General features: G+C 72.3%; 22 protein-coding genes. 9 read left to right on the forward strand and 13 right to left on the reverse strand.

The annotated features are described in order from the left end of the window. Nucleotides 1-353: 353 nt before the first annotated feature. Both ACLJQE_RS23455 and ACLJQE_RS23460 read left to right on the forward strand, forming a co-directional pair. On the forward strand, nt 354-1,646 hold the full coding sequence (locus ACLJQE_RS23455; RefSeq protein WP_410641454.1) for a PhoH family protein: 1,293 nt from the start codon (nt 354-356) through the stop codon (nt 1,644-1,646). Nucleotides 1,647-1,768: 122 nt separating this feature from the next. Then, on the forward strand, nt 1,769-4,852 hold the full coding sequence (locus ACLJQE_RS23460) for an amidohydrolase family protein (protein ID WP_410641455.1): 3,084 nt from the start codon (nt 1,769-1,771) through the stop codon (nt 4,850-4,852). Between the two features lie 4 nt (nt 4,853-4,856). On the opposite strand, the gene ACLJQE_RS23465 is transcribed toward ACLJQE_RS23460, so the two are convergent. Continuing rightward, complete coding sequence (locus ACLJQE_RS23465; RefSeq protein WP_410641456.1) at nt 4,857-6,296, reverse strand: GuaB1 family IMP dehydrogenase-related protein; 1,440 nt, start codon at nt 6,294-6,296, stop codon at nt 4,857-4,859. Nucleotides 6,297-6,340: 44 nt separating this feature from the next. On the opposite strand from ACLJQE_RS23465, the gene ACLJQE_RS23470 reads away from it, so the two are divergent. Continuing rightward, a complete protein-coding gene (locus tag ACLJQE_RS23470; protein ID WP_410641457.1) occupies nt 6,341-6,808 on the forward strand; it encodes a DUF309 domain-containing protein in 468 nt (155 codons plus the stop codon). Continuing rightward, nucleotides 6,802-7,320: a hypothetical protein gene (locus ACLJQE_RS23475; protein ID WP_410641458.1), complete on the forward strand. Its 519-nt coding sequence runs from the start codon at nt 6,802-6,804 to the stop codon at nt 7,318-7,320. The genes ACLJQE_RS23470 and ACLJQE_RS23475 overlap by 7 nt, the downstream gene beginning before the upstream one ends. A 33-nt stretch (nt 7,321-7,353) precedes the next feature. Here the strand turns inward: ACLJQE_RS23475 and ACLJQE_RS23480 are convergent, their stop codons facing one another. The 4 genes from ACLJQE_RS23480 to ACLJQE_RS23495 form a co-directional block, all read right to left on the reverse strand. Further along, entirely contained in the window at nt 7,354-7,977 is a 624-nt protein-coding gene (locus tag ACLJQE_RS23480; protein WP_410641459.1) for an MBL fold metallo-hydrolase, read from the reverse strand. 40 nt (nt 7,978-8,017) lie between these two features. Continuing rightward, nucleotides 8,018-8,653, reverse strand: a complete 636-nt coding sequence (locus ACLJQE_RS23485) for a Pr6Pr family membrane protein (RefSeq protein ID WP_410641460.1) — start codon at nt 8,651-8,653, stop codon at nt 8,018-8,020. An 88-nt stretch (nt 8,654-8,741) separates the two neighbouring features. After that, on the reverse strand, nt 8,742-10,274 hold the full coding sequence (locus tag ACLJQE_RS23490; protein WP_410641461.1) for an ATP-dependent DNA ligase: 1,533 nt from the start codon (nt 10,272-10,274) through the stop codon (nt 8,742-8,744). Between the two features lie 68 nt (nt 10,275-10,342). Next, on the reverse strand, nt 10,343-11,740 hold the full coding sequence (locus tag ACLJQE_RS23495; RefSeq protein WP_410641462.1) for a class II fumarate hydratase: 1,398 nt from the start codon (nt 11,738-11,740) through the stop codon (nt 10,343-10,345). Nucleotides 11,741-11,862: 122 nt separating this feature from the next. Between ACLJQE_RS23495 and ACLJQE_RS23500 the strand changes: the two genes are divergently transcribed. Beyond that, nucleotides 11,863-12,852, forward strand: a complete 990-nt coding sequence (locus ACLJQE_RS23500; protein ID WP_410641463.1) for an NAD(P)/FAD-dependent oxidoreductase — start codon at nt 11,863-11,865, stop codon at nt 12,850-12,852. A 103-nt stretch (nt 12,853-12,955) separates the two neighbouring features. On the opposite strand, the gene ACLJQE_RS23505 is transcribed toward ACLJQE_RS23500, so the two are convergent. The 6 genes from ACLJQE_RS23505 to ACLJQE_RS23530 form a co-directional block, all read right to left on the reverse strand. Beyond that, nucleotides 12,956-13,708: a S1 family peptidase gene (locus tag ACLJQE_RS23505; RefSeq protein ID WP_410641464.1), complete on the reverse strand. Its 753-nt coding sequence runs from the start codon at nt 13,706-13,708 to the stop codon at nt 12,956-12,958. An 8-nt stretch (nt 13,709-13,716) separates the two neighbouring features. After that, a complete protein-coding gene (glpX, locus tag ACLJQE_RS23510) occupies nt 13,717-14,766 on the reverse strand; it encodes a class II fructose-bisphosphatase (RefSeq protein ID WP_410641465.1) in 1,050 nt (349 codons plus the stop codon). Between the two features lie 85 nt (nt 14,767-14,851). After that, on the reverse strand, nt 14,852-15,073 hold the full coding sequence (locus ACLJQE_RS23515) for an exodeoxyribonuclease VII small subunit (protein ID WP_410641466.1): 222 nt from the start codon (nt 15,071-15,073) through the stop codon (nt 14,852-14,854). Next, nucleotides 15,070-15,468 carry a hypothetical protein gene (locus ACLJQE_RS23520; RefSeq protein ID WP_410641467.1) on the reverse strand — a complete coding sequence of 133 codons (399 nt, stop codon included), beginning with the start codon at nt 15,466-15,468 and terminating at the stop codon, nt 15,070-15,072. Before ACLJQE_RS23520 ends, ACLJQE_RS23515 begins: the two co-directional genes overlap by 4 nt. Beyond that, nucleotides 15,465-16,712 carry an exodeoxyribonuclease VII large subunit gene (xseA, locus tag ACLJQE_RS23525; RefSeq protein WP_410641468.1) on the reverse strand — a complete coding sequence of 416 codons (1,248 nt, stop codon included), beginning with the start codon at nt 16,710-16,712 and terminating at the stop codon, nt 15,465-15,467. The genes ACLJQE_RS23520 and xseA overlap by 4 nt, the downstream gene beginning before the upstream one ends. Further along, complete coding sequence (locus ACLJQE_RS23530; protein ID WP_410641469.1) at nt 16,709-17,452, reverse strand: lipid droplet-associated protein; 744 nt, start codon at nt 17,450-17,452, stop codon at nt 16,709-16,711. The genes xseA and ACLJQE_RS23530 overlap by 4 nt, the downstream gene beginning before the upstream one ends. A 141-nt stretch (nt 17,453-17,593) precedes the next feature. Here ACLJQE_RS23530 and ACLJQE_RS23535 point away from each other — a divergent pair, with 141 nt between their 5' ends. Next, nucleotides 17,594-18,589, forward strand: coding sequence for a 4-hydroxy-3-methylbut-2-enyl diphosphate reductase (locus tag ACLJQE_RS23535; RefSeq protein WP_410641470.1), 996 nt, complete (start codon nt 17,594-17,596; stop codon nt 18,587-18,589). A gap of 45 nt (nt 18,590-18,634) precedes the next feature. Here ACLJQE_RS23535 and ACLJQE_RS23540 read toward each other — a convergent pair whose 3' ends face one another. Next, complete coding sequence (locus ACLJQE_RS23540) at nt 18,635-19,528, reverse strand: DUF6542 domain-containing protein (RefSeq protein WP_410641471.1); 894 nt, start codon at nt 19,526-19,528, stop codon at nt 18,635-18,637. Between the two features lie 704 nt (nt 19,529-20,232). Continuing rightward, nucleotides 20,233-21,147 carry a DNA recombination protein RmuC gene (locus ACLJQE_RS23545; protein WP_410641472.1) on the reverse strand — a complete coding sequence of 305 codons (915 nt, stop codon included), beginning with the start codon at nt 21,145-21,147 and terminating at the stop codon, nt 20,233-20,235. A gap of 219 nt (nt 21,148-21,366) precedes the next feature. Between ACLJQE_RS23545 and ACLJQE_RS23550 the strand changes: the two genes are divergently transcribed. From ACLJQE_RS23550 to ACLJQE_RS23560, 3 genes are read left to right on the forward strand one after another with little or no spacing between them, the layout of a single operon-like run. Next, the gene (locus tag ACLJQE_RS23550) at nt 21,367-22,518 is read left to right on the forward strand and encodes an exonuclease SbcCD subunit D (protein ID WP_410641473.1); all 1,152 of its coding nucleotides are present in this window, start codon (nt 21,367-21,369) and stop codon (nt 22,516-22,518) included. Continuing rightward, entirely contained in the window at nt 22,515-25,466 is a 2,952-nt protein-coding gene (locus tag ACLJQE_RS23555) for an AAA family ATPase (RefSeq protein WP_410641474.1), read from the forward strand. Before ACLJQE_RS23550 ends, ACLJQE_RS23555 begins: the two co-directional genes overlap by 4 nt. 21 nt (nt 25,467-25,487) lie before the next feature. Further along, nucleotides 25,488-25,679, forward strand: coding sequence for a DUF1737 domain-containing protein (locus ACLJQE_RS23560; RefSeq protein WP_410641475.1), 192 nt, complete (start codon nt 25,488-25,490; stop codon nt 25,677-25,679). The last annotated feature ends 3 nt before the right edge of the window (nt 25,680-25,682 follow it).

Below are 25,682 nucleotides of genomic sequence, written 5' to 3' on the forward strand. Positions count from 1 at the left end.
TGGCTCGCTGCGCGACGCCCCATTCGTGGGTACCTTCCGGAGTGAGGGCGCGCGTTCCGTGCGGGTCCTCGCGGGAGGCCCTGGTCGTGGCGGTGATCGAGGGGGCGGCTCAGCCGCCCACGAGACGCTCGAGGGGGCCGGCACCCGGCCCTCGTGGCCGCGTCACCTGACCCAGGTCAGGAGGAGTGGTCCAGCCAGGGAGGTGCCCGGCCCAGCGAGTGCGGGCGTGAGGTGCACACGCCCTCGAGGGAGATGCCGTCGTGACTGCGCAGCGTTTGCCCCGTAAGGCCTCTGGCCACTCTTCGACCGGTGCCGTTTCCGGCCCGGAGAAAGCGCCCGTACCCCAGCAGCACATGTACGTGCTCGACACGTCGGTCCTCCTTTCGGACCCGTGGGCCGTCACTCGGTTCGCCGAGCACGCCGTCGTGCTTCCGCTGGTCGTCATCAGTGAACTGGAGGCCAAGCGCCACCACCCGGAGCTGGGCTGGTTCGCCCGGGAATCCCTGCGCATGCTCGACGACCTGCGCCGGCAGTACGGCAGGCTCGACGCGCCGCTCCCCATCGGGGACCACGGCGGCACGCTGCAGGTGGAGCTGAACCACTCGGACCCGTCGGTGCTCCCGTCCGGGTTCCGGACCGACTCCAACGACCACCGCATCCTCGCCTGCGCGCTGAACCTGGCGGCGGAGAACGCGGCGGTCACGCTGGTGACGAAGGACATCCCGCTGCGGGTCAAGGCCGGGGCCGTCGGTCTCGAGGCGGACGAATACCGCGCGCAGGAAGTGACGCCGTCGGGCTGGACCGGCATGGCGGACGTCGACGTCCAGCAGGAAGTGCTGGACGCGCTGTTCGGCGGCAGCACCGTCGATCCCGTCGAATGGGGCATGGACGAGCTCGCCGAGCTGCCCTGCCACACCGGGCTGCGGCTGCTCGCGGGCAGCTCCAGCGCGCTGGGGCGGATCACGGCGGACAAGCGCATCCGGCTGGTGCGCGGCGATCGCGAGGCGTTCGGCCTGCACGGCCGCAGCGCCGAGCAGCGCGTCGCGCTCGACCTGCTGCTCGACTCCGACGTCGGCATCGTGTCGCTGGGCGGCCGGGCCGGCACCGGCAAGTCGGCACTCGCGCTGTGCGCGGGCCTGGAGGCGGTCATGGAACGCCGCCAGCACCGCAAGGTCGTGGTGTTCCGGCCGGTCTACGCGGTCGGCGGCCAGGACCTCGGCTACCTGCCCGGGTCCGAGAGCGAGAAGATGCAGCCGTGGGCGCAGGCGGTGTTCGACACCCTCGGCGCGCTGGTCAGCCAGGACGTCCTCGACGAGGTCTTCGACCGCGGCATGCTCGAGGTGCTCCCGCTGACGCACATCCGCGGCCGCTCGCTGCACGACACGTTCGTCATCGTCGACGAGGCGCAGTCGCTGGAGCGCAACGTCCTGCTCACGGTGCTCTCGCGGCTCGGCACGGCGTCACGGGTGGTGCTCACGCACGACGTCGCCCAGCGTGACAACCTGCGCGTCGGACGGCACGACGGCGTCTCGGCGGTGATCGAGAAGCTCAAGGGCCACCCGCTGTTCGCGCACGTCACGCTGACGCGCTCGGAGCGGTCGCCGATCGCCGCCCTGGTCACCGAGATGCTGGAGGACCACGGCTGAGGAGGCGCCGGGGGCGGCGCTCGCGCCGCCCCCGGCAGCTCTTCCCGCCTTTGCCGGAGATCCGGTGAAAAACCCGCTCGGCCGCTGGACGGCCGGGCCCGGGGATGGGCATAGTTGGCCAGATGGCGCCGGAAAGCCTGTCCCGTCGTGAAGTTCTCGTACGTGGTGGCGCCGCCGCCGCCGCGCTGGCCGTGGCCGGGCCGGGGGTCGCCGAGGCCGAACCGGACGGCCGGCCGGCTGCCGGACGGGACGGCGTGGTGCTCCGAGAGGGCACGAACATGTCCGCCGCGCTGTCGCCGGACGGCCGGTGGATCGCGGTCGACCTGGTCACCGGGATCTGGGTGCTGCCCGCCGGCGGCGGTCGCGCCCGGCGGCTCACCGACGACCTGCAGGACGCGACGCTCCCCAGCTGGTCGCCGGACGGCCGCCGGATCGCGTTCCAGTCGTACCGCGACGGCAACTTCCACCTGTACGTCATCGATGTCGCAGGCGGTACGCCGCGCAAGCTCACCAGCGGGCCGTTCGACCACCGGGAGCCCGTGTTCTCGCCGGACGGCACCAAGATCGCCTGCAGCAGCGACCGGGACGGCAGCTACGGCATCCACCTGCTGGACGTCGCCACCGGAGCGATCAGCACGGTGGTGTCCACCACCGACGAAGAGGCGTCGCCGCGCTGGTCGGCCGACGGCACGAAGATCGTCTTCACCGTGAACGACACCGCCATCGACGTCATCACCCCGGCGACCGGCGCCCGCACGCGCCTGGTCACCGCGACCGGCACCGACAGGTTCTACGGCCCCGCGTTCGGTCCCGGCGGGCAGCCCAGCTACCTGCGGCTGCGTGGCGCCGAAGCGGACCTCATGCTCGGCGACCGGCAGCTGACCAAGGGCGAGGACGTCTTCGGCTTCGCCGCGAACTGGTCCGGGTCCGCCGTGCTCTACACCGCCGACGGGCGCATCCGGCGGCGCGAGGAGTCCGGCGCCGTCAAGGACATCCCGTTCGAAGCGAGCGTCTCCACGGCAACGCGCGACTACCGAAGGCGCGTCCGGGACCTGGACTCGGCCGCGCCGAAGCCCGTCCGGGGCATCGCCGGTCCGGTGGTGTCCCGGGACGGCAAGCGGATCGCGTTCCGGGCCCTCAACGCGATCTACGTCGTCTCGGCGGGCGGGGGCAGGCCACAGCGGCTGATCGGCGACGGCTACTTCAACTCCGACCCGGACTTCCACCCGGACGGGACGAAGCTGCTCTACACGAGCGACCGGCTCGGCACCGCCGACCTGTGGCTGCGTGACCTCGGCACCGGCCAGGACACCGTCCTCACCCGGCTGGCGGGCGCCCAGGTCGCGCCGCGGTGGTCGCCGGACGGCGGCCGGGTGGCCTACGCCGACCAGGACGGCGCCACCTGGATCCACGACGTGGCCTTGGGCAGGGCCCAGCAGGTGACGCCGCCGCTGTTCATGCCGGGCAGGCCCACCTGGTCGCCCGACGGGTCGGTCCTCGCGCTGGCCGCGGTCAAGCCGTACTCGCGGCGGTTCCGCGAGGGCACGAGCCAGATCCTCACGGTCGACCTGAAGACCCACGAACTCCGCTACGCCGAGCCGATGCCGTTCCGCTCGCTCGCCACCCGCGGCGACGACGGTCCCTTGTGGTCACCCGACGGCCGGTATCTCGCGTTCACCGTGGAAAGCGTGGCCTGGATCGCCCCGGTCGACGGCACCGGGCGGCTCCTCGGCGCGCCGAGGCAGGTCACCCACGAGGTCACCGACTCACTGGCCTGGCAGGGGAACGACACGCTCGTGTACCTGTCGAAGGGCCGGCTCAAGGCCCAGAAGATCACCGGTGGCGAGCCGCGCACGATCCGGCTCGACTTCACCTGGGCCCGGCCGCGCCCGCCGCGGCCGACCGTCATCCACGTCGGCGCGGCGTGGGACGGCGTCGCCCGGACGCTGCGGCGGGACGTCGACATCGTCGTCGACGGTGGCCGGATCGCCGACGTCCGGCCGCATCGGGACGCACCGGGCACCGTCGACGCGCACGACCTGACCGCGATGCCCGGGCTCGTCGACCTCCACAACCACTGGCACCTGCGCGGCAGGCAGTGGGGTGACCGGCAGGGCAGGCTGTGGCTGTCCTACGGCATCACCACGACCCGCTCGCCCGGTGATCCGGTGTACCAGATGCTGGAGACGCGCGAGGCGCTGGAGTCCGGAAACCGGGTCGGGCCAAGGTACTTCGGCACCGGGGAAGCCATCGACGGTTCCCGGATCTACTACAACTTCATGCGGCCGACCCTTTCGACAGGGCAGCTGGACCTGGAGCTGTCCCGCGCGGTCGAGCTGGAGTACGACCTGATCAAGACCTACGTCCGGCTTCCCGTGGCCGACCAGCAGGCCGTCGTCCGGGCCGCGCACCGGGCGGGCATCCCGCTGTCGTCGCACTACCTGTACCCGGCGGCGAACATCGGCATGGACGCGATGGAGCACACCGGTGCCACCAACCGGCTCGGGTACTCGCACACCGTCAGCCGGCTCGGCCGGTCGTACCAGGACGCGGTCGCCTTGTTCACCCGCTCGGGGATGTCGATCACGCCGACGTTGTTCACCTCCAGGGCGTTGTACGCGGACGACAAGTCGCTGGTGACCGACGAGCGCACCGAGGTCCTGTTCCCGCCGTGGGAATACCAGCAGCTCAAGACCACGGCGGACACCGCGGGCAACCCGGAGAACTCCTACCTTCGCCGGACCCTCGCCGGGAACGTCGACCTGCTGCTGCGGATCCACCGGGCGGGCGGGTTCGTGGTCACCGGCACGGACTCCCCGCTGGACAACGTGGCCATCTCCACCCACCAGAACCTGCGGGCCATGGTCGCGTTCGGGTTCACGCCGTACGAGGCGCTCACCACCGCCACCCGCAATCCGGCGCGGTGGCTGGGGCTCGAGGACCGGATCGGCGTGCTCAAGCGAGGCGCCTACGCCGATCTGTCGCTCGTCAGCGGCAACCCGTTGCAGGACATCAAGGCGGCCGCGAACGTCCGCACCGTGCTGGTCGGCGGGGTGCTGCACGCGGTCGGCGAGTTGCTGGCGCCCTACCGCAGCCAGCCGGAGCCGCGGGCGGCCACCGAGGTGGTGCCCGCGGCCCGATCGGCGGAGAAACAGCACTGGTGGCACGTCCCGGAGTGGTCTGAACACGTGTGCTGCGCGAGCTGAGCTTTTACCAGCCGGCTGGGAGAGGGCGGCCTTCGGCGAAGCCGGCGGCCGACTGGACGCCCAGCAGCGCGCGCTCGTGGAACTCCTCGAGGGTCCGCGCACCCGCGTAGGTGCAGGAAGAGCGCACGCCGGAGCCGATGGAGTCCAGCAGGTCCTCGACACCCGGGCGCTGCGGGTCGAGGGACATCCGCGACGACGAGATGCCCTCCTCGAACAGCGCCTTCCGTGCGCGGTCGAACGAGTTGTCCGTCCGCGTCCGCGCACCGACCGCGCGCTTCGACGCCATCCCGAAGGACTCCTTGTAGGGCCGCCCCTGCTCGTCGAACCGCAGGTCGCCGGGGGATTCGTAGGTGCCGGCGAACCACGAGCCGACCATCGCCGCGGACGCGCCGGCGGCCAGCGCCAGCGCGACGTCACGCGGGTGGCGGACCCCGCCGTCGGCCCAGACGTGCTTGCCCAGCTCGCGCGCGGCGGCCGCGCAGTCGGCGACCGCGGAGAACTGCGGGCGGCCCACGCCGGTCATCATCCGGGTCGTGCACATCGCGCCCGGTCCGACGCCGACCTTGACGACGTCGGCGCCGGCCTGGATCAGGTCGCGCGTGCCCTCGGCGGTGACCACGTTCCCGGCGACCACCGGGACCTCCGGCGACACCGACCGGACGGCCTTCAGCGCGGCGATCATCTTCTCCTGGTGCCCGTGCGCGGTGTCGACGACCAGGACGTCGACGCCCGAGCGGAGCACGGCTTCGGCCTTCGCCGCGACGTCGCCGTTGACGCCGACCGCGGCGGCGACGCGCAGCTTGCCCGCGTCGTCGACGGCCGGGGTGTAGATCTCCGCGCGCAGGGCGCCGACGGCGGTCAGGACGCCCGCGAGCCGTCCCTCGGCGTCGAGGCCGAGGGCGAGGTGGGCGCCGCTGCCGTGGAGCTGCTCGAAGACCTCCCGTGGCGGCGTGGTGAGCGGGACGGTGACGGTCGGCGGCTGGGCGACGTCGGCGAGACGCGCGAAGCGGTCGACGCCCGCGCAGGCCGCTTCGTCGACGATGCCGACCGGGCGGCCTTCGCCGTCCACGACGACGACAGCGCCGTGTGCGCGCTTGTGCACCAGGTTGAGGGCGTCGGCGACCGCGTCGCCGCCGGTGAGCACCAGTGGCGTGTCCCAGACCGTGTGGCGGCTCTTCACCCAGCCGACGATCTCGGCGACGGCGGAGCTGTCCACATCCTGGGGCAGCACCACCAGGCCGCCGCGGCGGGCGACGGTCTCGGCCATCCGGCGGCCGGCGACCGCGGTCATGTTCGCGACCACGATCGGGATGGTCGCGCCGGTGCCGTCCGCGGTGGCGAGGTCGACGTCGAAGCGGGACTCCACGTCCGAACGGTTCGGCAGCAGGAACACGTCGTCGTAGGTCAGGTCGTGGGCGGGCCGGTGGCCGTCGAGGAAACGCACGAGTCACCAGACTACCTGCCGGGCTCGTGGCAGGATCTCAGGGTATGAGCCGCCGCGACCGGGACACCGAGGGACGGGCACGCAACGCACGGCCGCGCGACGGCCTCGGCCGGCCGCTGCCGTACGGCGCGGACGGGGTCGAGCGCCAGCCGGAAGGCGTCGAACGCACTCCGGCGCAAACGCTTGCGGAGGCCCAGCAGCTGCTCGACGACGGCAAGCCGTTCCACGCGCACGAGGTCTTCGAGGACGCCTGGAAGACCACTGACGGGCCGGACCGCGAGCTCTGGCGCGGCCTCGCCCAGCTCGCCGTCGGGCTGACGCACGCGGCGCGCGGGAACAACGTCGGCGCGGTGTCGTTGCTGGAACGCGGGGCGGCGAACATCGAGCCGTTCCGGCGTGAGCCGCCGCACGGGATCGACGTCGCCGGGCTGCAGGAGTGGGCGCGAAGCCTGGCCGAAGAGGCGAAGCAGCGCGTCCGGGTGTCGCCGAGTGCACCGCGGCTGACGTGCTGACGGCGGTCGGTGCCGCGGTCATCGCGGCGGTGGCCTCACTGGCCGGCGTGACGCTGGGCGCGCTGGTCGAGCCGCTGAAGCTCAACGCCGCCCGGCGGGCGAAACTGCGGCAGGACCGCGCCGACCGCTGTGCCGGGCTGATCGAGGCGGCCACCCGGGCGCGGAAGCACATCATCGACCTCAATGTGATCCACCGCCGCCGGACACTCGTGAAAGAGCCGGTCGAGACCGACGCGCAGCGGGAAATCGAGTTCGAAGACGGGTACTACACCGCGCGCACCGACATGCGCGCGTTCTACGGGCTGCTGGTGATGAGCGGTCCGGACGAGCTGATCGAGCAGGCGAAAGTGCTCCGGAAAGCCGAGATGGACCTCCACCACACCCGGTTCGAACTCGATGCCGATCGCCGGTTCGAACGGATGAACCTGCCCGGGCCGGTGCGTGCGGCGAGCGCCGCGTTCGACCGCGCGATCGAGGAGTTCGCCCTCGTCGCCCGGAAGCACACCTCCTGAGGGGGCACTTTCACGTGAAAGTGCCCCCTCCTCCTAAGGCTGGTTCCAGCCGTCCGCCGCTGCCTTCTCGGCGCCGATCGTCGTGCCTTCGCCGTGTCCGGTGTGCACCTTCGTCGCCTCCGGGAGCGCGAAGAGCTTCTCGCGGATGGACCGCACGATCGTCGGGTAGTCCGAGTAGGACCGTCCGGTGGCGCCGGGGCCGCCGTGGAACAGGGTGTCACCGGTGAAGAGCACGCCGAGTTCCGCCGCGTACAGGCAGACCGCGCCGGGTGCGTGTCCCGGCGTGTGGAGGACGCGGAGCTCGGTGCCCGCGATGGTGATCGCCTGGCCGTCGGCCAGTTCGCCGTCCGGGGCGCGGTCCGGGTGCGTGAGGTCCCAGACGACCCGGTCGTCCGGGTGCAGCAGGATCGGCGCGCCGGTCGCGGCGGCGAGCTCCGGGGCGGCGTTGACGTGGTCGTTGTGCGCGTGAGTGCAGACGATCGCGGCCAGCTTCCGCTCGCCCACGACGTTTTCGATCGCCTTCGCGTCGTGCGCCGCGTCGATCACGATCACTTCCGCGTCGTCGCCCACGAGCCACACGTTGTTGTCGACGTCCCAGCTGCCCCCGTCGAGCCGGAAGACACCGGAAGTCACCAGGTTCTGCACAATCGCCGTCATGAGCCCGACCCTAGTGGTGAACGTTCCGCCGCGTCCGTGACTAGGCGGGTTGGAGCCGCGTGAACCGGCGGTCGTAGAGGAACGCGCCCGCGGCGAGCGCGGTGAAGAAGAGCCCGATGAAGACGCAGTTCAGCGCCACCTGGCCGTAGCCGAGGGTGCCCGCGTCGACGAACGGGTACGGGTAGAAGCCGGTGAGCGCGCCACGGGGGAGCGTGAACGCGAGCCAGGTCAGCGGGTAGAGCAGCGACCACCAGACCGGGCGCCACGTGAGGGCACCGCGCGGGCCGGCCAGGAGCCAGCCGAACACGAACAGGATCGGTGTCACCTTGTGCAGCATCGTGTCCGCGAAGAACGCGAGACCGTGCTGGTCGTACAGGCCGGCGAGGGCGACCTGGTAGACGATGCCCGTCACGATGATGCCGGCCAGCGCGTCGAGCCAGAGCACGCGGAACACCGTGCCGCGCGCCGCGCCGAAGGCCACCAGTGCCGAGGTCACGATGACGAGCAGGTTCGAGTCGATCGTGAAGAAGCAGAACAGGTTCGCCACCCGGCCGGCGACCGTGGTGAAGCGGCCGCCGGTGTCGCCCGCGGTGGCGATCACCTGGACGACGAGGCCGGTCAGCGCGACCAGACCGGTGACCGCGAACCAGGCGCGGGTGAGCTTCGAGCCGTGCATCCCCGGAGCGTACCCGCCGGTAACTCCACAGTGGACCCCTCGAACGGTGGACGTCCGCCAACCACCAGCGGCTTTCGGCTGTCCTTGGTCAGCTCCCTTCCGAACGGTCGCCGTGGAGCAGGCCGCGGACCGTGTCGATCGTGTCCGCCTCGGCCGGGTCCTTGTCCGGCCGGTAGCGGACCACCCGGGCGAACCGCAGGGCCAGGCCGCCCGGATAGCGGGTGCTCACCTGGGCGCTGTCCAGTTCGATCTCCACCACGATCTCCGGCCGGACGTACACCGTCCAGTCGTCGCGGTGGGTCTCGATCTCCTGGAACGTCCTCGTCTGCCACGCCAGCAGCTCGTCGGTCATGCCCTTGAACGTCTTGCCCACCATGATCGGCGGGCCGCCGTCCGGGTCACGGGCGCCCAGGTGCAGGTTCGACAGCGTGCCGGTGCGCCGGCCGTGGCCCCACTCCGCCGCGAGGACCACCAGGTCGATCGTGTGCACCGGCTTGACCTTCAGCCACGCCCGCCCGCGCCGCCCGGCCGCGTACGGCGACGCCAGGTCCTTGACCATCACCCCTTCGTGGCCCGCGTCCATCGCCGCCTCCAGCACGGCGGCTGCTCCCGAAGTGCCCACCTCGCCGGGGATCACGTGCGCCCCGGCGACCTTGCGCAGCGCCGCGTTGCGCTCCGACAGCGGTGCGTCCAGCAGGTCGACGCCGTCGAGGTGCAGGCAGTCGAAGAAGTACGGCCGCAGCAGCAGTGCCTTGACCTGTTCCTCGCGGGTGCTGCCGAACCGGCTCATCGTGTCCTGGAACGGCCGTGGCCGCCCGGCGTCGGTCAGGGCCAGCGTCTCGCCGTCGAGCACCACCGACTCGCACGGCATTGCCCGCACGAGTTCCACCAGTTCGTGCACGCTCCCGGTGATCTCGCGCAACGTCCGCGTCCAGACGTGCACTTCGTCGCCCTGGCGGTGCACCTGGATCCGCGCACCGTCCATTTTGTACTCGACGATCGCCTCGGCGTGCTCGGCCACGGCTTCGTCCAGCGACTCCGCCGGTGACGCCAGCATCGGCTTGATCGGCGTGCCGAGCGTGAGCCGGAACTCCGCCAGCGCCGCCTGCCCGCCGGTCAGCGCCGCGACCGCGGTGACGCCGAGCTTCCCGGACAGCATGAAGGCCCGCCGCACGTCCTCGGCGGGCACCTCGGCCGCGGCCGCGATGGCGTCGACCATCACCCCCTCCAGCGCGCCCTGCCGCAGCTCGCCGGTGACCAGCCGGAAGAGGAACTGCTGCTCGTCCTTCGTCAGCCGGGTGAACAGCGCGCGCAGCACCTCCTGCCGCCGCGTGTTCGACCCCGTGCCGGCCGCCACGCCCGCGGCCGCGGTGAGGGCCGCGTCCACCTCGAGCACCGGGACCGCCGGCTCCGGAGCGGGATCGGCGCCCAGCCCGGCCAGGGTGCGCCAGCCCGCGCCCAGCCTGTCCTGCGCCGTCTGCCCGGTCAGGTACGCGACCACCGCGGGCAGCTCGGCGACCTCCGCCGCGCGCAGCACCGCGGCCAGGACGGCGATCTTCGCCTTCCTGGACCTGGTCGCCGCCAGCTCGGCGGACGCGTTGACCAACTCGCTCAGCAACACCCGGACATCATGACCCGGACCACCGACAATTTCAGGTCGGCGGCCCGTTTGTCCTGGTCAGGGCCGCATCACTTCCCGCCGCGCGCCATCCGAAGCACGTCGAGAGCTTCGTCCAGCTGCTCCTCGGTGAGCTTCCCGTCCTTGACGTACCCGCGCTCGATGACGACTTCGCGGATCGTCTTCAGCTCCTTCAACGCCTGCTTCGCGACCGCGGCCGCTTCTTCATAGCCGATGTACTTGTTCAGCGGCGTCACGATCGACGGCGAACCCTCGGCGTAGGTCCTCGTGCGTTCGGTGTTCACGGTGATGCCCGCGAACACCTTGTCCGCCAGCAGCCGGGAAACGGCCGCCAGCAACCGCGCCGACTCGAGGACGTTCCGGGCGATCACCGGCAGGTTGACGTTCAGCTGGAAGTTGCCCGCCGCGCCCGCGAAAGCGACGGCCGCGTCGTTGCCGATCACCTGCGCGACCACCTGCAGCGTGGCCTCCGGGATCACCGGGTTCACCTTGCCCGGCATGATCGACGAGCCCGGCTGCAGGTCCGGCAGCGCCAGCTCGGCCAGGCCGGTGCGCGGGCCGGAACCCAGCCAGCGCAGGTCATTGGCGATCTTGTTGAGCGACACGGCGACCGTGCGCAGGTGCCCGGACGTCTCGACGACGCTGTCCTGCGTCGCCTGCGCCTCGAAGTGGTCGCGGGCCTCGGTCAGCGGCAGCCCGGTCACCGTGGCGAGTTCCGTGGCGACCGACGAGCCGAAGCCGTCCGGCGCGTTCAGGCCCGACCCGACGGCCGTGCCGCCGATCGGCAGCTCGCCCAGCCGCGGCAGGCCCGACTTCAGCCGTTCGACGCCGAAGCGGATCTGCGACGCCCACGCGCCCGCTTCCTGGCCGAGCGTGATCGGCACCGCGTCCATCAGGTGCGTGCGGCCGGACTTCACCACGCCCGCCCACTCCGCGGCGCGGACCTCGATCGCGCCGGCCAGGTACTCCAGCGCCGGGATGACGTCCTTGGTGACGGCTTCGGTGGCGGCGACGTGGATGGTCGTCGGGAAGGTGTCGTTCGACGACTGCGACGCGTTGACGTGGTCGTTCGGGTGGACGTCCCGCCCGAGGGCGCGCGAAGCGAGCGTCGCGATGACCTCGTTGGCGTTCATGTTCGACGACGTCCCCGACCCGGTCTGGAAGACGTCGATCGGGAAGTGCGCGTCGTGGGCACCGGCGGCGACCTCGTCGGCGGCGGCCGCGATGGCCTCGGCGACGTCGGCGTCGAGCACGCCCAGCTTGTGGTTGACGCGCGCGGCGGCGGCCTTGAGCAGGCCGAGCGCGCGGATCTGGGCACGCTCCAGGCCCCGGCCGGAGATGGGGAAGTTCTCCACGGCCCGCTGGGTCTGCGCGCGGTAGAGCGCGTCGGCAGGCACGCGGACCTCGCCCATCGTGTCGTGTTCGATCCGGTATTCCTGATCAGCCATGACACCGATTCTGGCCCTGTTCGCGCCGTCCCGCGTGGTGGCGTCGCCCACCCTCGGCGCCGCGCGACGCTAGGATCGGGTGTGTTCTCGATCACCGCCATCCACCACTGGCTGGAGCGAGCATGACTGACGTTGCTGGGGATTCCTACGACCTCGTGATCATCGGCGCGGGCCCGACGGGCCTGTTCGCCGCCTACTACGCCGGATTCCGCGGCCTCTCGATGGCGGTGGTCGACTCGCTGCCCGAGCCCGGCGGCCAGGTGACCGCGATGTACCCGGAGAAGATGATCTACGACGTCGGCGGGTTCGCCGAGGTCCGGGGCCGCGATCTGGTCGACGGCCTGGTGAAGCAGGCCGCGCCGTGGAAGCCGAAGTACCTGCTGGGACGCAAGGCCGAGAAGCTGGAGCCGGCCGGAGACGGCCTCGAGCTGACCCTCGACGGCGGCGAGACGCTGCGGGCCCGTGCCGTGCTGATCACCGCGGGCATCGGCGAGTTCACCCCGCGCCCGCTGCCGGCCGGCGACGGCTGGCTGGGCCGCGGCATGGTCCACTTCGTCCCGTCGTTCCAGGCGCACGCGGGCCAGCACGTCGTGATCGTCGGTGGCGGCGACTCGGCGTTCGACTGGGTGCTCGCGCTGCACCCGGTGGCGGCGAGCGTGACGCTGGTGCACCGGCGCGCGAAGTTCCGCGCCGCCGAGTCGATCGTCCGGCAGGCGCGCGAGCTCGGCACCCGGATCATCACCGACGCCGAGGTCACGCGGTTCGTCGAAGCACCGGACGGCACGCTGGAAGCCGTCGACGTCTCGATCAAAGGTGCCGGGGAAGAGCGGCTGCCGGCCAACGCCGTCGTCGCGGCGCTGGGGTTCACCGCGGACCTCGGCCCGATCGAGAGCTGGGGCCTGGAGATCCACCACCGCGCCATCGCGGTCGACTCGACGATGGCGACCGCGCGCGAGCGCGTCTACGCCGCGGGCGACGTCGCCGCGTACCCGGGGAAGGTGAAGCTGATCGCGACCGGCTTCGGCGAGGCCGCGACGGCCGTCAACAACATCGCCGTCGCGCTCGACCCGGACGCCCACCTGTTCCCGGGCCACTCCAGCAACGCCGAGTAGTAATCCGGCCAAAAGCAGGCCGCCCCCCACGCGGCACGTAACCGTTGCTACGAAGTCATTCGGCCGTGACTGTGGTCGGATTGCTACCGATCAGCACAGTAGGTCAGGCCTTCGTCTTCTCGGCGATCCACGGCGCGTAGGCGACGACGGACGTGTAGATCGACGGCGCCGTCGCGCATTCCGGGTCGTTGTTGCCCGGACGGCTGGTGACGCCGACGAGCAGCCAATGATCGCCGTCGCGCACGACCTGCGGGCCGCCGGAGTCGCCGAAGCACGCCCCGGACTTGCCGCCCGGGTTGTCGGTGCACAGCTCGGCCGTGCCGTCGAACACCGACGTGCACTTCGTGCCTTCGACGATCTGCGTGTCGAGCTGCTGCAGCGTCGTGGGGATCGTGCCGCAGTTCACCTTCGGGCACGTCTGGCCCCAGCCGAGGATCCGGGTCGCGGTGCCCGGCGACGCGGCCGTCGCGAGCCCGATCGGCGCCGCCGCGGCGGGTGCCGTCAGCCGCAGCAGCGCGATGTCGCCCGCCGGGCTCTGGGTGTTGAACGCCGGGTTCACGACGACCCCGGCGACCTGGGCGACCTCGCCGCCCTGGCCGGCGTCGTTCGTGCCCGCGCGCACCGACACGGTGGCCGGGGTCTTGTCGAACACGCAGTGCGCGGCCGTGACCACCCAGGTGGGCGCGATCAGCGCACCGGCGCAGAACAGCTTCCCCGACGTGGAGTGCAGGGACACCGCGAACGGGTACGGCTGGTCCGCGTTCGCGCCCCCGACGATGGCAGGGGCGGCCGCGGCGGTGCCCGGGACCAGGACGGACAGCAAGGCCAGCAGAACCAGCAGCAGGCGCCTGGTCACGGATCTCCTTACGGCAGCGGGGGCACGACGTCGTCGTCGGGCGCGTCCAGGTGGCCGTCGAAGTTGACCGAGGAGTACGCCCGCAGCTTGTTCAGCCGGTGGTAGCCGTCGATCATTCTGACGGTCCCGGACTTGGACCGCATCACGATGGACTGGGTCGTCGCCCCGCCCTCGCGGTAGTGGACGCCGCGCAGCAGGTCGCCGTCGGTGACGCCGGTGGCGCAGAAGAAGACGTTGTCGCCGCGCACGAGGTCGTCGTTGAGCAGGACGCGGTCGAGGTCGTGCCCGGCGGCGATGGCCTTCTCGCGCTCGGCGTCGTCCTTCGGCCACAGCCGGCCCTGCAGCTCGCCGCCGAGGCACTTCATCGCGCAGGCCGCGATGATGCCCTCGGGGGTGCCGCCGATGCCGATCAGCATGTCGACGCCGGTGGTCGGGCGGGCCGCGGCGATCGCGCCCGCGACGTCGCCGTCGGAGATGAACCGGATCCGCGCGCCCGCCTCGCGGACCTCCTTGATGATCTGCTCGTGGCGCGGGCGGTCGAGGATGCACACGGTGACGTCGCCGACGCTGCTGTGCTTCGCCTTGGCGACCCGGCGGATGTTCTCCGCGATCGGCGCGCCGAGCTCGACCTTGCCCGCCGCCTCCGGCCCGACGGCCAGCTTCTCCATGTAGAACACCGCGGAGGGGTCGAACATCGCGCCGCGCTCGGCGACCGCGAGCACGGCGAGGGCGTTCGGCATGCCCTTGGCCATCAGCGTGGTGCCGTCGACCGGGTCGACCGCGACGTCGCAGTCCGGCCCGTCGCCGTTGCCGACCTCTTCGCCGTTGAACAGCATCGGGGCTTCGTCCTTCTCGCCCTCGCCGATCACCACGACCCCGCGCATCGACACCGTCGAGACGAGCTGGCGCATCGCGTCGACGGCCGCGCCGTCCCCGCCGATCTTGTCGCCGCGGCCGACCCAGCGGCCGGCCGCCATCGCGGCGGCTTCGGTGACCCGGACCAGCTCCATCGCGAGGTTGCGGTCGGGCGCTTCACGACGACTCTCTGCGGTGGACATCATTGCCTCCCGGATTGTGGAACTGGCGGGTAGTCAGTTTGTCAGATACCCGCCGTGTTTCCAGATACCGTCGGCATGGCCTACCTCACTGCTCGGAGTCGTCCTCCACCGAGGCCAGCGCGGCTTCGATCCGCTCGCGGGCGCCTTCGAGATGGCGCTCACAGACCTTCGCGAGCTTCTCGCCCTTCTCCCACAACGCGAGCGACTGCTCGAGGGAGAGTCCGCCGGCTTCGAGCTCGCGGACGACCTCGACGAGGCGGTCGCGAGCCTGCTCGTAGCCGAGTTCCTCGCTGGGTGTTTCACTCACGCTCGGTGTTCTCCGACCTTCCGGGCCTGCACGCTGTTCGCGCACACTACCGCGCTGGCCATCGCGTGGTCGTACCCGACGAACGCCAGCGCGAACTCCTGCCCGTCACCCTCCGCGATCGCCTCTTCGAGGTTCTCCTGCGCGCCGGCCACCCGCCGCCGGTGTCCCGCGCCCTCGGCGAACCACCAGCGCGAGCCGACCTGCATGGACGTCGCCTCGGACAGCCGTCGCAGCTGCGGCCCCAGGTCGCGGCGGGCGGCGGTGCCGCAGCCGGCGAGCAGGGCCGTCCAGCACTCGGCGGCCGCCCGGTCGGTGCGCACCGCCTGGTCCAGCAGCGGACGCGCGCCGAGCCTCCTGGCCGCGTCCATGGTGAGCGGGAGGAACGTCGCCTTCACCCCTGCTCTCCTTCCGCCACCGCGCCGATCGCACCGTCACCCACGCGCACGCGCAGCTGGGCACCGGCCTCGACTTCGGAGACGGAGCGGAGTACCTGGAGGTTGCCTTCGGCGTCGACGAACTGCACGACCGCGTACCCGCGGGCCAGCGTCGCCGCCGGACCGAGCGCGGTGAGCCGCGCCCGCGCGTTCGCGACCTCGGCCTGGTCCTTGGCGAGCAGGCTCAGCATGGCGCGGCGGGCGCGTTCGCGGTGGACGTCGACGTCGTCCTGCCGCCGCTGGACCGGGCCCAGCGGGTCGGCCAGCGACGGGCGGCTGCGGAGCTGGGTGAGCAGCCGCGCCTGGGTGTCGACCCAGCCGTGCAGTGCCCGGCGCCCGCGGTCGCGCATCTGGCGGACCCGCTCGGACTCTTCACGGACGTCCGGGACGATGCGCTTGCCGGCGTCGGTCGGCGTCGAGCAGCGCAGGTCCGCGACGTAGTCGAGCAGCGGGGTGTCCGGCTCGTGCCCGATCGCGCTGACCACCGGCGTGCCGGCGGCCGACACCGCGCGGCAGAGCGCTTCGTCGGAAAACGGCAGCAGGTCCTCGACGCTGCCGCCGCCGCGGGCGACGACGATGACGTCGATCTCGGGATCGGCGTCCAGGATCCGCAGCGCGCGCATCACCTGCGGGACGGCCTGCGAGCCCTGGACGGCCGTGTTGAGCACCTTGATCCGCACGTGCGGCCACCGGCGCTGGGCGTTGGCCAGCACGTCCCGTTCGGCCGCCGACGCGCGGCCGGTGATCAGCCCGACCCCCTTCGGCAGGAACGGGATCGGCCGCTTGCGCTGCGGCGAGAACAGGCCCTCGGCGGCCAGCAGCTTCCGCAGCCGTTCGATCCGGGCCAGCAGCTCACCGATGCCGACGGCGCGGATCTGGTCGGCGCGCAGGCTGATCGTGCCGCGGCCGAAGAAGTACGACGGCTTCGCGTGCACGACGACGCTCGCGCCCTCCCGCAGCGGCGGCTCCATCTCGCGGATCAGCCAGTTCGGGCAGGTGACGGACATCGAGACGTCCGCCGACGGGTCGCGCAGCGTCAGGAACGCGGTCTGTGTGTTCGGGCGCGAGCTGACCTGGGTGACCTGGCCCTCGACCCAGACGGTGCCGAGCCGGTGGATCCAGTCGCCGATCTTGCGTGCGACGGTCCGGACCGGCCACGGCGATTCCGCGGTGCTCGCGGAGGCTTGGGCGGACTCGGTGCTCACCGGCCTTCCGCGCCGTCGCCGTTCTCGCGGTCCCGTTCGGCCTTGCGGGCGTTGGCGATCCGGCGCGACAGCATGCCGGTGAACGACGAGCGGTCGGCGTGGGCGCGCTCGTACTCGAGGATGGTCTCGAGCTGGTCGATCGAGAGCTGGCGCAGCCGGGCCCGCAGCTGCGGGAGGGTGAGCTGGTCGTAGCCGGTCAGCCCGGCCGGACCCTCGTACCCCGCGGCGCTGGTCCGGGGCGTCTCGCTCTTGGTCTTCTTGTCGACCTTGGGCGTGCCGGGCTTGGGCTTGCGCGGCGCTTCGTCCTCGCCGGCTTCGCTGTCGTGCTCGCCGTCGGGGTGGTCCTCGGCGAGCGCGCGCTCCTCGGCGGCCCACGGATCGCCGAGCTCCGCTTCGAGCTCGGCCGCCGACGGGACGCGGCCGTTGATCTCCGAACGCGGTTCGGGCACGTCGGCCACCGGCGCGGGGGCCTGCCGTGCGGACGGGGCGTCGGGCTCGGTGTCTTCGTCGAACGTCGCCCAGCTCGGGGTGTCCTCGATCGGGCGCAGGCTCGACAGGGCGTTGTCGCCCTTGATCGCCAGCTCGGTGACGTGCTGCTGCACCCGCATGGAGGCCTGCAGCACCTGGCTGACCACGGTGACCGGGAGCCCGGCCAGCTGCCGGGGAAGTTCGCGAACCCGCTCGGCGGTGGAGACGGCGAGGCCCGCGGCGACCCGGAGGGGGAGCGGGAATGGCTTCATGGGTCCAGCCTGCCGCATGACCGGCCCTCCTGCCCAACCGAAAGGGTGCGTTGCGTGACGGCGAGCACAGCACGGCAGGGGGACGAAGGTCACCCGAAAGGGACTTCGAGTCCGTCTCGGGGCTGCCCGTACCCTGGGGGCATGAGTTCAGCGAGTCCCGGAATCGAGCCCGCGGGTACCCCCACGATCACCGGAACCGCTTCCGGCAAGCGGGTGCTGCTCGCCAAACCCCGTGGTTACTGCGCCGGCGTCGACCGCGCGGTGATCGCCGTCGAGAAGGCCCTCGAGGTCTACGGCGCCCCGGTGTACGTCCGCAAGGAGATCGTGCACAACCGGCACGTGGTCGACACGCTGCGCGAGCGCGGCGCGATCTTCGTCGACGAGACCTCCGAGGTGCCCGAGGGCGCGCTGGTGGTGTTCTCCGCCCACGGCGTCTCGCCGATGGTGCACGCGGAGGCGGCCGAGCGGAACCTGCGCACGATCGACGCGACCTGCCCCCTGGTGACGAAGGTGCACAAGGAGGTCAACCGCTTCGCGAACGACGACTACGACATCCTGCTGATCGGCCACGAAGGCCACGAAGAGGTCGAGGGCACGGCCGGCGAGGCGCCGGACAAGGTCCAGCTGGTCGACAAGGCCGAGGACGTCGACAAGGTCGAGGTGCGCGACCCGTCGAAGGTGATCTGGCTGTCCCAGACGACGCTGTCGGTCGACGAGACGATGGAGCGCGTCGACCAGCTCCGCGAGCGGTTCCCGAACCTGCTGGACCCGCCGAGCGACGACATCTGTTACGCGACGACGAACCGCCAGGTCGCGGTCAAGGCGATGGCCGCCGAGTGCGACCTGGTGCTGGTGGTCGGGTCGACGAACTCGTCGAACTCGAAGCGCCTGGTCGAGGTGGCCCTGAAGGCGGGGGCTCGCGCTTCGTACTTGGTCGACTTCGCGCACGAGGTCGACGAGGCGTGGCTTTCCGGGGTGACGACCGTCGGGGTGACTTCGGGCGCGTCGGTGCCGGACGAGCTGGTCATGGAGCTGCTGGGCTGGCTGGCCGAGCGCGGCTACGGCGACGTCGACGAGGTCACGACGGCCAACGAGAAGATCACTTTCGCGCCGCCGAAGGAACTGCGGAAGGTGTGACGAACGGCGGTCACCTCCGCGGAGGTGACCGCCGTTCCCCGTTCGTCAGCGTTCTTCGTCGTCCCAGGGCCGGTTCCGGGGCGGCGGGGCGTTCCGCCCACCACCGGACGGCCGGCGGGGAGGCGGGCTGTCGCGGCCGTCCTCGGGCGGCCGCGGACGCCGCCGCGGCGCGTCCCCGCGCCGTCGCGGGTCGGCGTCTTCCGGACGTGGCGTCCGGCGGTTCGGCGGCGGTGGCTTGCGCGTGCCACGAGTGCCCGGGTCGCGTTCGGCGGGAGCGCCGGCACGAGGCGCACGACGTTCGCCATCGGCGGGCGGCCGCGGACGCCGCGGCGGTTCGCCTTCCCGGCCACGCCGGGCGCCCGAAGGGAGGGGCGTCTGCCCGGTCCGGTTCGAACCGGCCGGCCGCGGACGCCCGCCTGCCGCCGGCTTCTCGTCGGGTTCGTCCGCCCGGCGGTCGGCCTTTTTGGCCTTCTTCGGGGCGTCCGGGTCACGCTCGCGCACGATCCGGACGATGCCGATCAGCAACGTGACGCCGGTGGTGATGGCCATCATGGGGAAGCTGTTGATCAGCGGGCTGCCGATGTTGAGGGCCTTCGACAGCGTGTCGTCACCCTGAGACCCGGAGGTCAGCAGGATCACGCTGGGCACGGTCACGGCCAGCACGAGCGGCGGCATCACCATGGGCCCGAACAGGCCGCGCCGCCGCACGGCGCAGACCGCGATCACGGCCCCGCCGATGTAGCAGACGGTGAAGACCAACGGGATGTTCGTCTGGCTCGGCTTGCCGAGGAGGGCACCAACGACCGCCAGGCCGAGGCCGATCAGGACCGCCGCCCACCAGGGCAGTCCCCGCCTCGAACCGACGACAGGACGCTCATCCCACGCAACGGGGACGTCGTCGGCATCTGGATCGCTCTGGCGATCGCGAATCGCGGTCACAGGGCAACACCGTATCTCGTGGTTGTGAAGATCTTGCCAGCACCGCCGCCGACGTGCGCCGACAGCCACCCGCGGGCACGAACCGGTGGCACCGGGTAGCGACCACCACCCCGAGTTTTTGGCCCGCTGAAGCAAGGGTCCTCCGCAGGGGCCGCCGAGGACAACCCGAGGTCGGACAGGCCAGGCACAGGCGGCCGGCGGAGGCTCCTGCGGAAGCGGCCCGACTGCGGGCGGTCACGCGGCTCGGCAGCCAGTCACCGCTGGTCAGACGGCTCAACGCACTCGCCCCGCGCCCGGCCGCCGCCAACCCCCGCTCCCTCCCGCGGCTCGCGGGCACCCGCACGCTCAGCCCGTGTACCTGGATGGTCGGCTTGCGTACCCAGTAGGTCGGCTTGCGTGCCTGGGCGGTCGGCTTGCGTGCCAGGTGAGTTGGCCTCCCGGATACGCCGACCGACTCCTTGGGTACACGGTCCGACCATCCAGGTACGCGACCCGACCTGCTGGGTACGCGTCCAGCTCACCCGGTCGGACCACCTCGGAGCCACCGGCCGGATCCCGCTTCGGGAGCATCTGGCCGGAACCTGCCTCGGACTCCGGCCGAACCTGCCCCTGGCCGGAACCTGCCCGGTGATCCTCCGGCCGGCTCCTGCCGAGCCCTCCGCATGCCCGGCCCTGGCCGGACCGGGAACCCCGGTCTCAGCCGCTCAACTGGCTGCCAGCTCGTCTCCCTTCCGCACCGTTGGCACGGCCGCCGGGCTGCCCGATGCCTCGCTGAGTGGTGCCACCGTCGCGCGGAACGTCTCCAGAGCCTCCAGTTCCCGTCGGCGCGCCGACAGGAACCGCTGCAAGTGGGTGCTCGACAGGTTCAGCGCCTCCACCGCGCTGCCCGCCGCGCGGTGGGCGGCCGCCGCTCCGGTGCGGACCTGCTCCACGTCCGCCTCCAGGGTGCGGTCGCTTGCCGCGAACAACGCCGCCGAGGCCAGCACCCCGAAGCCCGTCGGGCCGCACAGGAACACGCGGCGGTCGATCAGCCAGCGCAGCAGCTCCGGGTCCGTGTCCAGCGCCGCGACCACCGCCGCGTCCGACGGCACGAACATGATCGTGCCGTAGATCGCGTCCGCCCAGCGCTGGTAGCCCTTGCCCGCCAGGTCCGCCGCCCGGGACCGGATCTGCCGCACGTGCGCGCGCAACGCGTCCAGCCGCTCGTCCGGGTCGTCCGTCTCCACCGCCTCCGACCACGTCGCCATGCTGGCCTTCGCGTCCACCGGGACCGTGCGGTCGCCGCCCACGCGCAGCACCATGTCCGGCTTGGCCGAGCCGCCGCCGCCCAGGTCCGTCTGCAGGGTGAAGTGCAGGTCTTCGCGCAGTCCCAGCGCCCGCGCCGTCTCGACCAGCACCTGCTCGCCCAGCTCGCCGCGGCCGCTGATCGAAGCGAACGCGACCTCGTAGCGCCGCAGCGCCAGCTGCTGCTGGTCGGCCTTGGCCCGCTCGGCCGCCACCAGCCGGGCCGCCGCGTCCGCCCGGCGCATCCCGTCCTGGTACAGCCGCCACAGCAGCGCGACGGCGAACAGCAGCAGGACCGCCAGCACGATCGCCGCGGTGGTCAGCACTGTCGCCACTTCGTCTCCTCCGTCCAGGCTCCGGGCTCGCAGACATCATGGCGGACCGCACCGACAAAAACCGCACCCGAACCGTCGCTCTGGGTAGCTGACCTGCGAACACATGAATTCCGCGCAGGGCGTGTCCGATCTTGCACGCTCGTGTTAGTACACACGTTCGAGTGAGGTGGCGGCGTGCCTGCGCGATTTCGTCGGAGGGTGGTCGTACCGTTGGCCCCCGTGAGATTCCTGCACACCTCCGACTGGCACATCGGCCGCACGTTCCACGGCGCCGACCTGCTCGCGGAACAGGAAGCGGTGCTCGGGCACCTCGCCGACCTCGTGGCCGCCGAGGCGATCGACGCCGTCCTGGTGGCAGGCGACATCTACGACCGCGCGGTCCCCTCGGCGGAGGCCGTGCGGGTGGCCACCGCGGCCGTCGCCCGGATCCGCGCGGCCGGCGCGCAACTGGTCGTCACGCCCGGAAACCACGACTCGGCGCCCCGCCTCGGCGCCTTCGCGGAGTTCGCCGCGGCCGGCGGCCTCCACCTGCGCACCACCGTCGCCGGGCTGGCCGAGCCGGTGCTGCTGGGCGACGCCGACGGCCCGGTCGCCGTCTACGGCATCCCTTACCTGGAGCCGGAACCGGCGCGCCACGCGCTGGGCGTGCCGGACGCGCGCGGCCACACCGGCGTGCTCACCGAGGCCATGCGCCGGATCCGCGCGGATTTCGGCACCCGGCCCGGCGTCCGGTCGGTCGTGCTCGCGCACGCGTTCGTCACCGGCGGCGAACCCACCGACTCCGAGCGGACGATCGCGGTCGGCGGCGTCGAGCAGGTGCCCGGCTCGGTCTTCGACGGCGTCGACTACGTGGCGCTCGGCCACCTCCACGGCCCGCAGACGCTCGCCGAGCACCTGCGCTACTCCGGCAGCCCGCTGGCGTACTCGTTTTCCGAAGCGCGCCAACGCAAATCGGTCTGGCTGGTCGACGTCGACCGGAACGGCCTCGCCGAAGTCCGGCGCCACGAACTGCCCGTGCCCAGGGCGCTCGCGACGCTCACCGGCGAGCTCGAAGACCTCCTGCAAGACCCGGCGCACGATGCCTTCCTCGACCACTTCCTGTCGGTCACGGTCACCGACCGGGTGCGCCCGGTCGACGCGATGCGGCGGCTGCGCGAGCGGTTCCCGTACGCGGTGCACCTGGAGTGGGAGCCCGCCGGCGGGCACGCCGGCGGCCCGCTGCGCTACTCCGACGCCGTCCGCGGCCGGTCCGACATCGAGGTCTCGCGCAGCTTCCTCGACGACTGCCGCGGTGCCCCGCCGACCGAGAGCGAAGAACAGCTCCTGTTCCAGGCACTGGAAGCGGCCGACCGGGGGGCCCTCGCGAAATGAGGCTGCACAGGCTGGAAGTGGAAGCCTTCGGGCCGTACTGCGCACGCGAGGTGGTCGACTTCGACGTGCTCGGCGCCGACGGTCTCTTCCTCCTGCACGGCGAAACGGGCGCAGGCAAGACAACGCTGCTCGACGCCATCGCGTTCGCCCTGTTCGGCGTGGTTCCCGGCGCCCGCAACGAGGCCAAGCGGCTGCGCTGCGACCTCGCCGAGCCCGACCAGGTCACCGAGGTCGCGCTGGAGCTCACCGTGCAGGGGCACCGGCTGAAGATCGTGCGCAACCCGGAGTACCAGCGGCCGAAGCGGCGCGGCGCGGGCACGACCACCCAGCAGGCGAGGGTGTCGCTGAGCTGGATCGGCACCGCGCCCGCCGGCCTGGCGCCGGAGGGCCTGATCCGGATCGAAGAGGTCGCGCGCACCGTCGAGCGGCTGCTCGGGATGACCGCGGCCCAGTTCTTCCAGGTGGTCCTGCTGCCCCAGGGCGAGTTCGCCCGCTTCCTGCGTTCGGACACCGCCGAGCGCGAGAAGCTGCTGGAGCGGCTGTTCGGCACCGAGCGCTTCGCCGACGTCGAACGCTGGTTCGCCGACCTGCGTGCCGAGCGCGGCCGGGAACTGGCCGAACGCCAGCAGAACATGCGGGAACTCCTGGCCCGGTACGCGCAGGAAGCACAGCAGGAGCCGCCGGAGGCGGACGTGCCCGAGTGGGTCCGCACCGTGCTCACGGAGTCCGCCGGACGCGTCGCCCGGGCCACCGCCGAGGAGGAACAGGCCCGGTCGGCCGCCCAGCGCGCGGACGCCCACCTGCAGGAAGAACGCGCGGGCGCGGAGAAGATCCGCCGGGTCCGCAACGCGCACCTGCGGCTCCTCGAGATCACCGAGCAGGCGCCGCAGCGCGCCGAGTGGGCGCAGGAGGTCGCGGCCGCGCGGCGGGCGGCCGGTGTCGCCGTGGAGGCCGACCTGCTGGACCGGCGGGCCGCCGAACTGACCGAAGCCGAGCAGGCGGAGAAGGCCCGCGGCGCCCGCCTGCGGGAGTTCGGCACCCGGGCGACCGGCGAGCTGAAGGCGCGGGCGGCCGTCGCGCGCGAAGAGGCGGGTGCGGTCGCGGAGCTGGTCGCCGAGGCGGAGCAGCAGGAGCTCGACGTCATGCGGCGGGACGACCGGAAGCTGGCCGCCGTCACGGCCCGGCAGCAGGTCGAAGAGCTGACCGCCGAACTGGCCGTGCTTCCCGGCCAGTTGGCGAAACTCCGCGCGGACGCCCTGACCGCGGCCGAAGCCGAGGCGAAGCTCGACGGCGCCAAGGCGAAGGTCGACGAGCTGAGGGCCTTCGCCCGCGACGCCGCCGAACTGCCCGAGGCGCAGGCGAAGGTCCAACGGGGCGAGGCGAAGCTGCGCGAAGTCGTCGACACGCACCAGGCGGCCCGGCAGCGCCGGCTCGACCTGCGCGAGCGACGGCTCGACGGGATGGCGGCCGAGCTGGCCGCCGCGCTGCCGGACGGCGCGCCCTGCCCGGTGTGCGGGGCGGCCGAACACCCGGCGAAGGCGAACCGGAACGTCGAGCTGGTCGACCCGGCCGAGGAACGCGCGGCCGAGGAAGCCGAGCAGGTGGCGGACGCGATGCGGCAGCGGGTCGTCGTCGCGCTGGAAGAGGCGAAGGCGCGGCTGGCCGGGCTGATCGAACGGCTGGCCGGGCGCACGGCCGAGTCGATCACCGCCGAGCTGGCCGAAGCGCGCGCCACGGTCACCGCGCTGACCGAGCAGGCCGCGGCCAAGGCCAAGCTGGGGCAGCAGGTCGTCCTGCTGGAGCGCGATCTGGAAGCCCGGGCCGAACGCCTGCGCCGGGCCGACCAGGCGGCGACCGAAGCCACGACCGACGTCCGCGCCCTGGAGGAACGGCTGGCCGAGCGGGAGCGCCGCCTGATCGCCGGGCGGGGCGAGTTCGCGGACGTCGGCGCGCGGCGGCGCCACCTCCTCGGCCTGGCCGAGGCCCTGGAGGCCGTCGCGGAGGCGCGTACGGCCGTCGTCGGCGCCCGGGAACGGGTCACCCAGCAGCGTGCGCTGGTCGAGGCGGCGGTGAAGGCGAAGGGCTTCACGTCGCTGAAGAAGGCGCGGGCCGCGATGCTGCCGGACGAGCAGATCGAGAAGCTGGAACAGGGCATCGCCGAGGCCGAGGCGGCCGCGGCGGGGGCACGGGCGCTGCTGGCCGAGCCGGACTTGTTCGGGATCTCACCGGACGACGTCGCGGACGTCGGCCGCGCGGCCGACGCGGCCCAGCTGGCCCGGGCCCGCGCCGATTCCGCGTACGCGGCGCTGCGGGTGGCCACCGCGCAGCACGAGCAGCTGACCCGGCTGGCCGGGCTCCTGCGTGAGGCACTGGCCGGGCTCGGCCCGGCCGAAGCGGAGTACGCCGAGCTGCGGGCCCTCGCCGAGGTCGTCAACGGGCGCGGGCAGAACAGCCGCAAGATGTCGCTGCGGTCGTACGTGCTGGCGGCGCGGCTCGAAGAAGTCGCCGTCGCCGCCACGCACCGGCTGCGCACCATGAGCCAGGGCCGGTACTCGTTCGTGCACTCGGACGCGGCCGGGGCCCGCGGCACCCGCGGCGGGCTCGGCATCGACGTGCTGGACGACTACTCGGGCACCATCCGCCCGGCGAAGACGCTGTCCGGCGGCGAGTCGTTCCTCGCGTCGCTGGCCCTTGCACTGGGGCTGGCCGACGTCGTTGCGGGGGAGACCGGTGGCGCGCTCCTGGACACGCTGTTCGTCGACGAGGGGTTCGGCACGCTGGACGCCGAAACCCTCGACGTCGTGATGAACATCCTCGACGAGCTGCGGGCCGGCGGCCGGGTGGTCGGGCTCGTGTCGCACGTCGAGGAACTGCGGCAGCGCATCCCGACCCGGCTGCGCGTCCGCAAGTCCCGCACGGGCTCGACATTGGAGGTGCGCGCGGGCTGATCACCCGGCCAAGATGAAGGCATGACCGACCAGCCGCCGAACGGCCTGCCCCGCTACCGCATGCTCACCGGCCCGGATGACGCGAAGTTCTGCCACCGGGTCAGCGAGGCGCTGGAACTCGGCTACCGCCTGTACGGCTCGCCGGCGATGACTTTCGACGGCGCGCAGGTCATCGTCGCCCAAGCGGTGCTGTGGCAGGGCGAACAGGGCTGACGC

Source organism: Amycolatopsis sp. lyj-346 (assembly GCF_046548975.1).
In the GTDB taxonomy this organism is placed as follows: Bacteria; Actinomycetota; Actinomycetes; order Mycobacteriales; family Pseudonocardiaceae; genus Amycolatopsis.

Bases quoted from the DNA above. Each gene is read 5' to 3' on its own strand.
- ACLJQE_RS23455 (WP_410641454.1), top strand. From the start codon at position 354: ATGTACGTGCTCGACACGTCGGTCCTCCTTTCGGACCCGTGGGCCGTC.
- ACLJQE_RS23485 (WP_410641460.1), bottom strand. From the start codon at position 8,653: ATGCACGGCTCGAAGCTCACCCGCGCCTGGTTCGCGGTCACCGGTCTG.
- glpX (WP_410641465.1), bottom strand. From the start codon at position 14,766: ATGTCCACCGCAGAGAGTCGTCGTGAAGCGCCCGACCGCAACCTCGCG.
- ACLJQE_RS23495 (WP_410641462.1), bottom strand. From the start codon at position 11,740: ATGGCTGATCAGGAATACCGGATCGAACACGACACGATGGGCGAGGTC.
- ACLJQE_RS23470 (WP_410641457.1), top strand. From the start codon at position 6,341: ATGAGCCGCCGCGACCGGGACACCGAGGGACGGGCACGCAACGCACGG.
- ACLJQE_RS23480 (WP_410641459.1), bottom strand. From the start codon at position 7,977: ATGACGGCGATTGTGCAGAACCTGGTGACTTCCGGTGTCTTCCGGCTC.
- ACLJQE_RS23460 (WP_410641455.1), top strand. From the start codon at position 1,769: ATGGCGCCGGAAAGCCTGTCCCGTCGTGAAGTTCTCGTACGTGGTGGC.
- ACLJQE_RS23560 (WP_410641475.1), top strand. From the start codon at position 25,488: ATGACCGACCAGCCGCCGAACGGCCTGCCCCGCTACCGCATGCTCACC.
- ACLJQE_RS23530 (WP_410641469.1), bottom strand. From the start codon at position 17,452: ATGAAGCCATTCCCGCTCCCCCTCCGGGTCGCCGCGGGCCTCGCCGTC.
- ACLJQE_RS23535 (WP_410641470.1), top strand. From the start codon at position 17,594: ATGAGTTCAGCGAGTCCCGGAATCGAGCCCGCGGGTACCCCCACGATC.
- ACLJQE_RS23555 (WP_410641474.1), top strand. From the start codon at position 22,515: ATGAGGCTGCACAGGCTGGAAGTGGAAGCCTTCGGGCCGTACTGCGCA.
- ACLJQE_RS23500 (WP_410641463.1), top strand. From the start codon at position 11,863: ATGACTGACGTTGCTGGGGATTCCTACGACCTCGTGATCATCGGCGCG.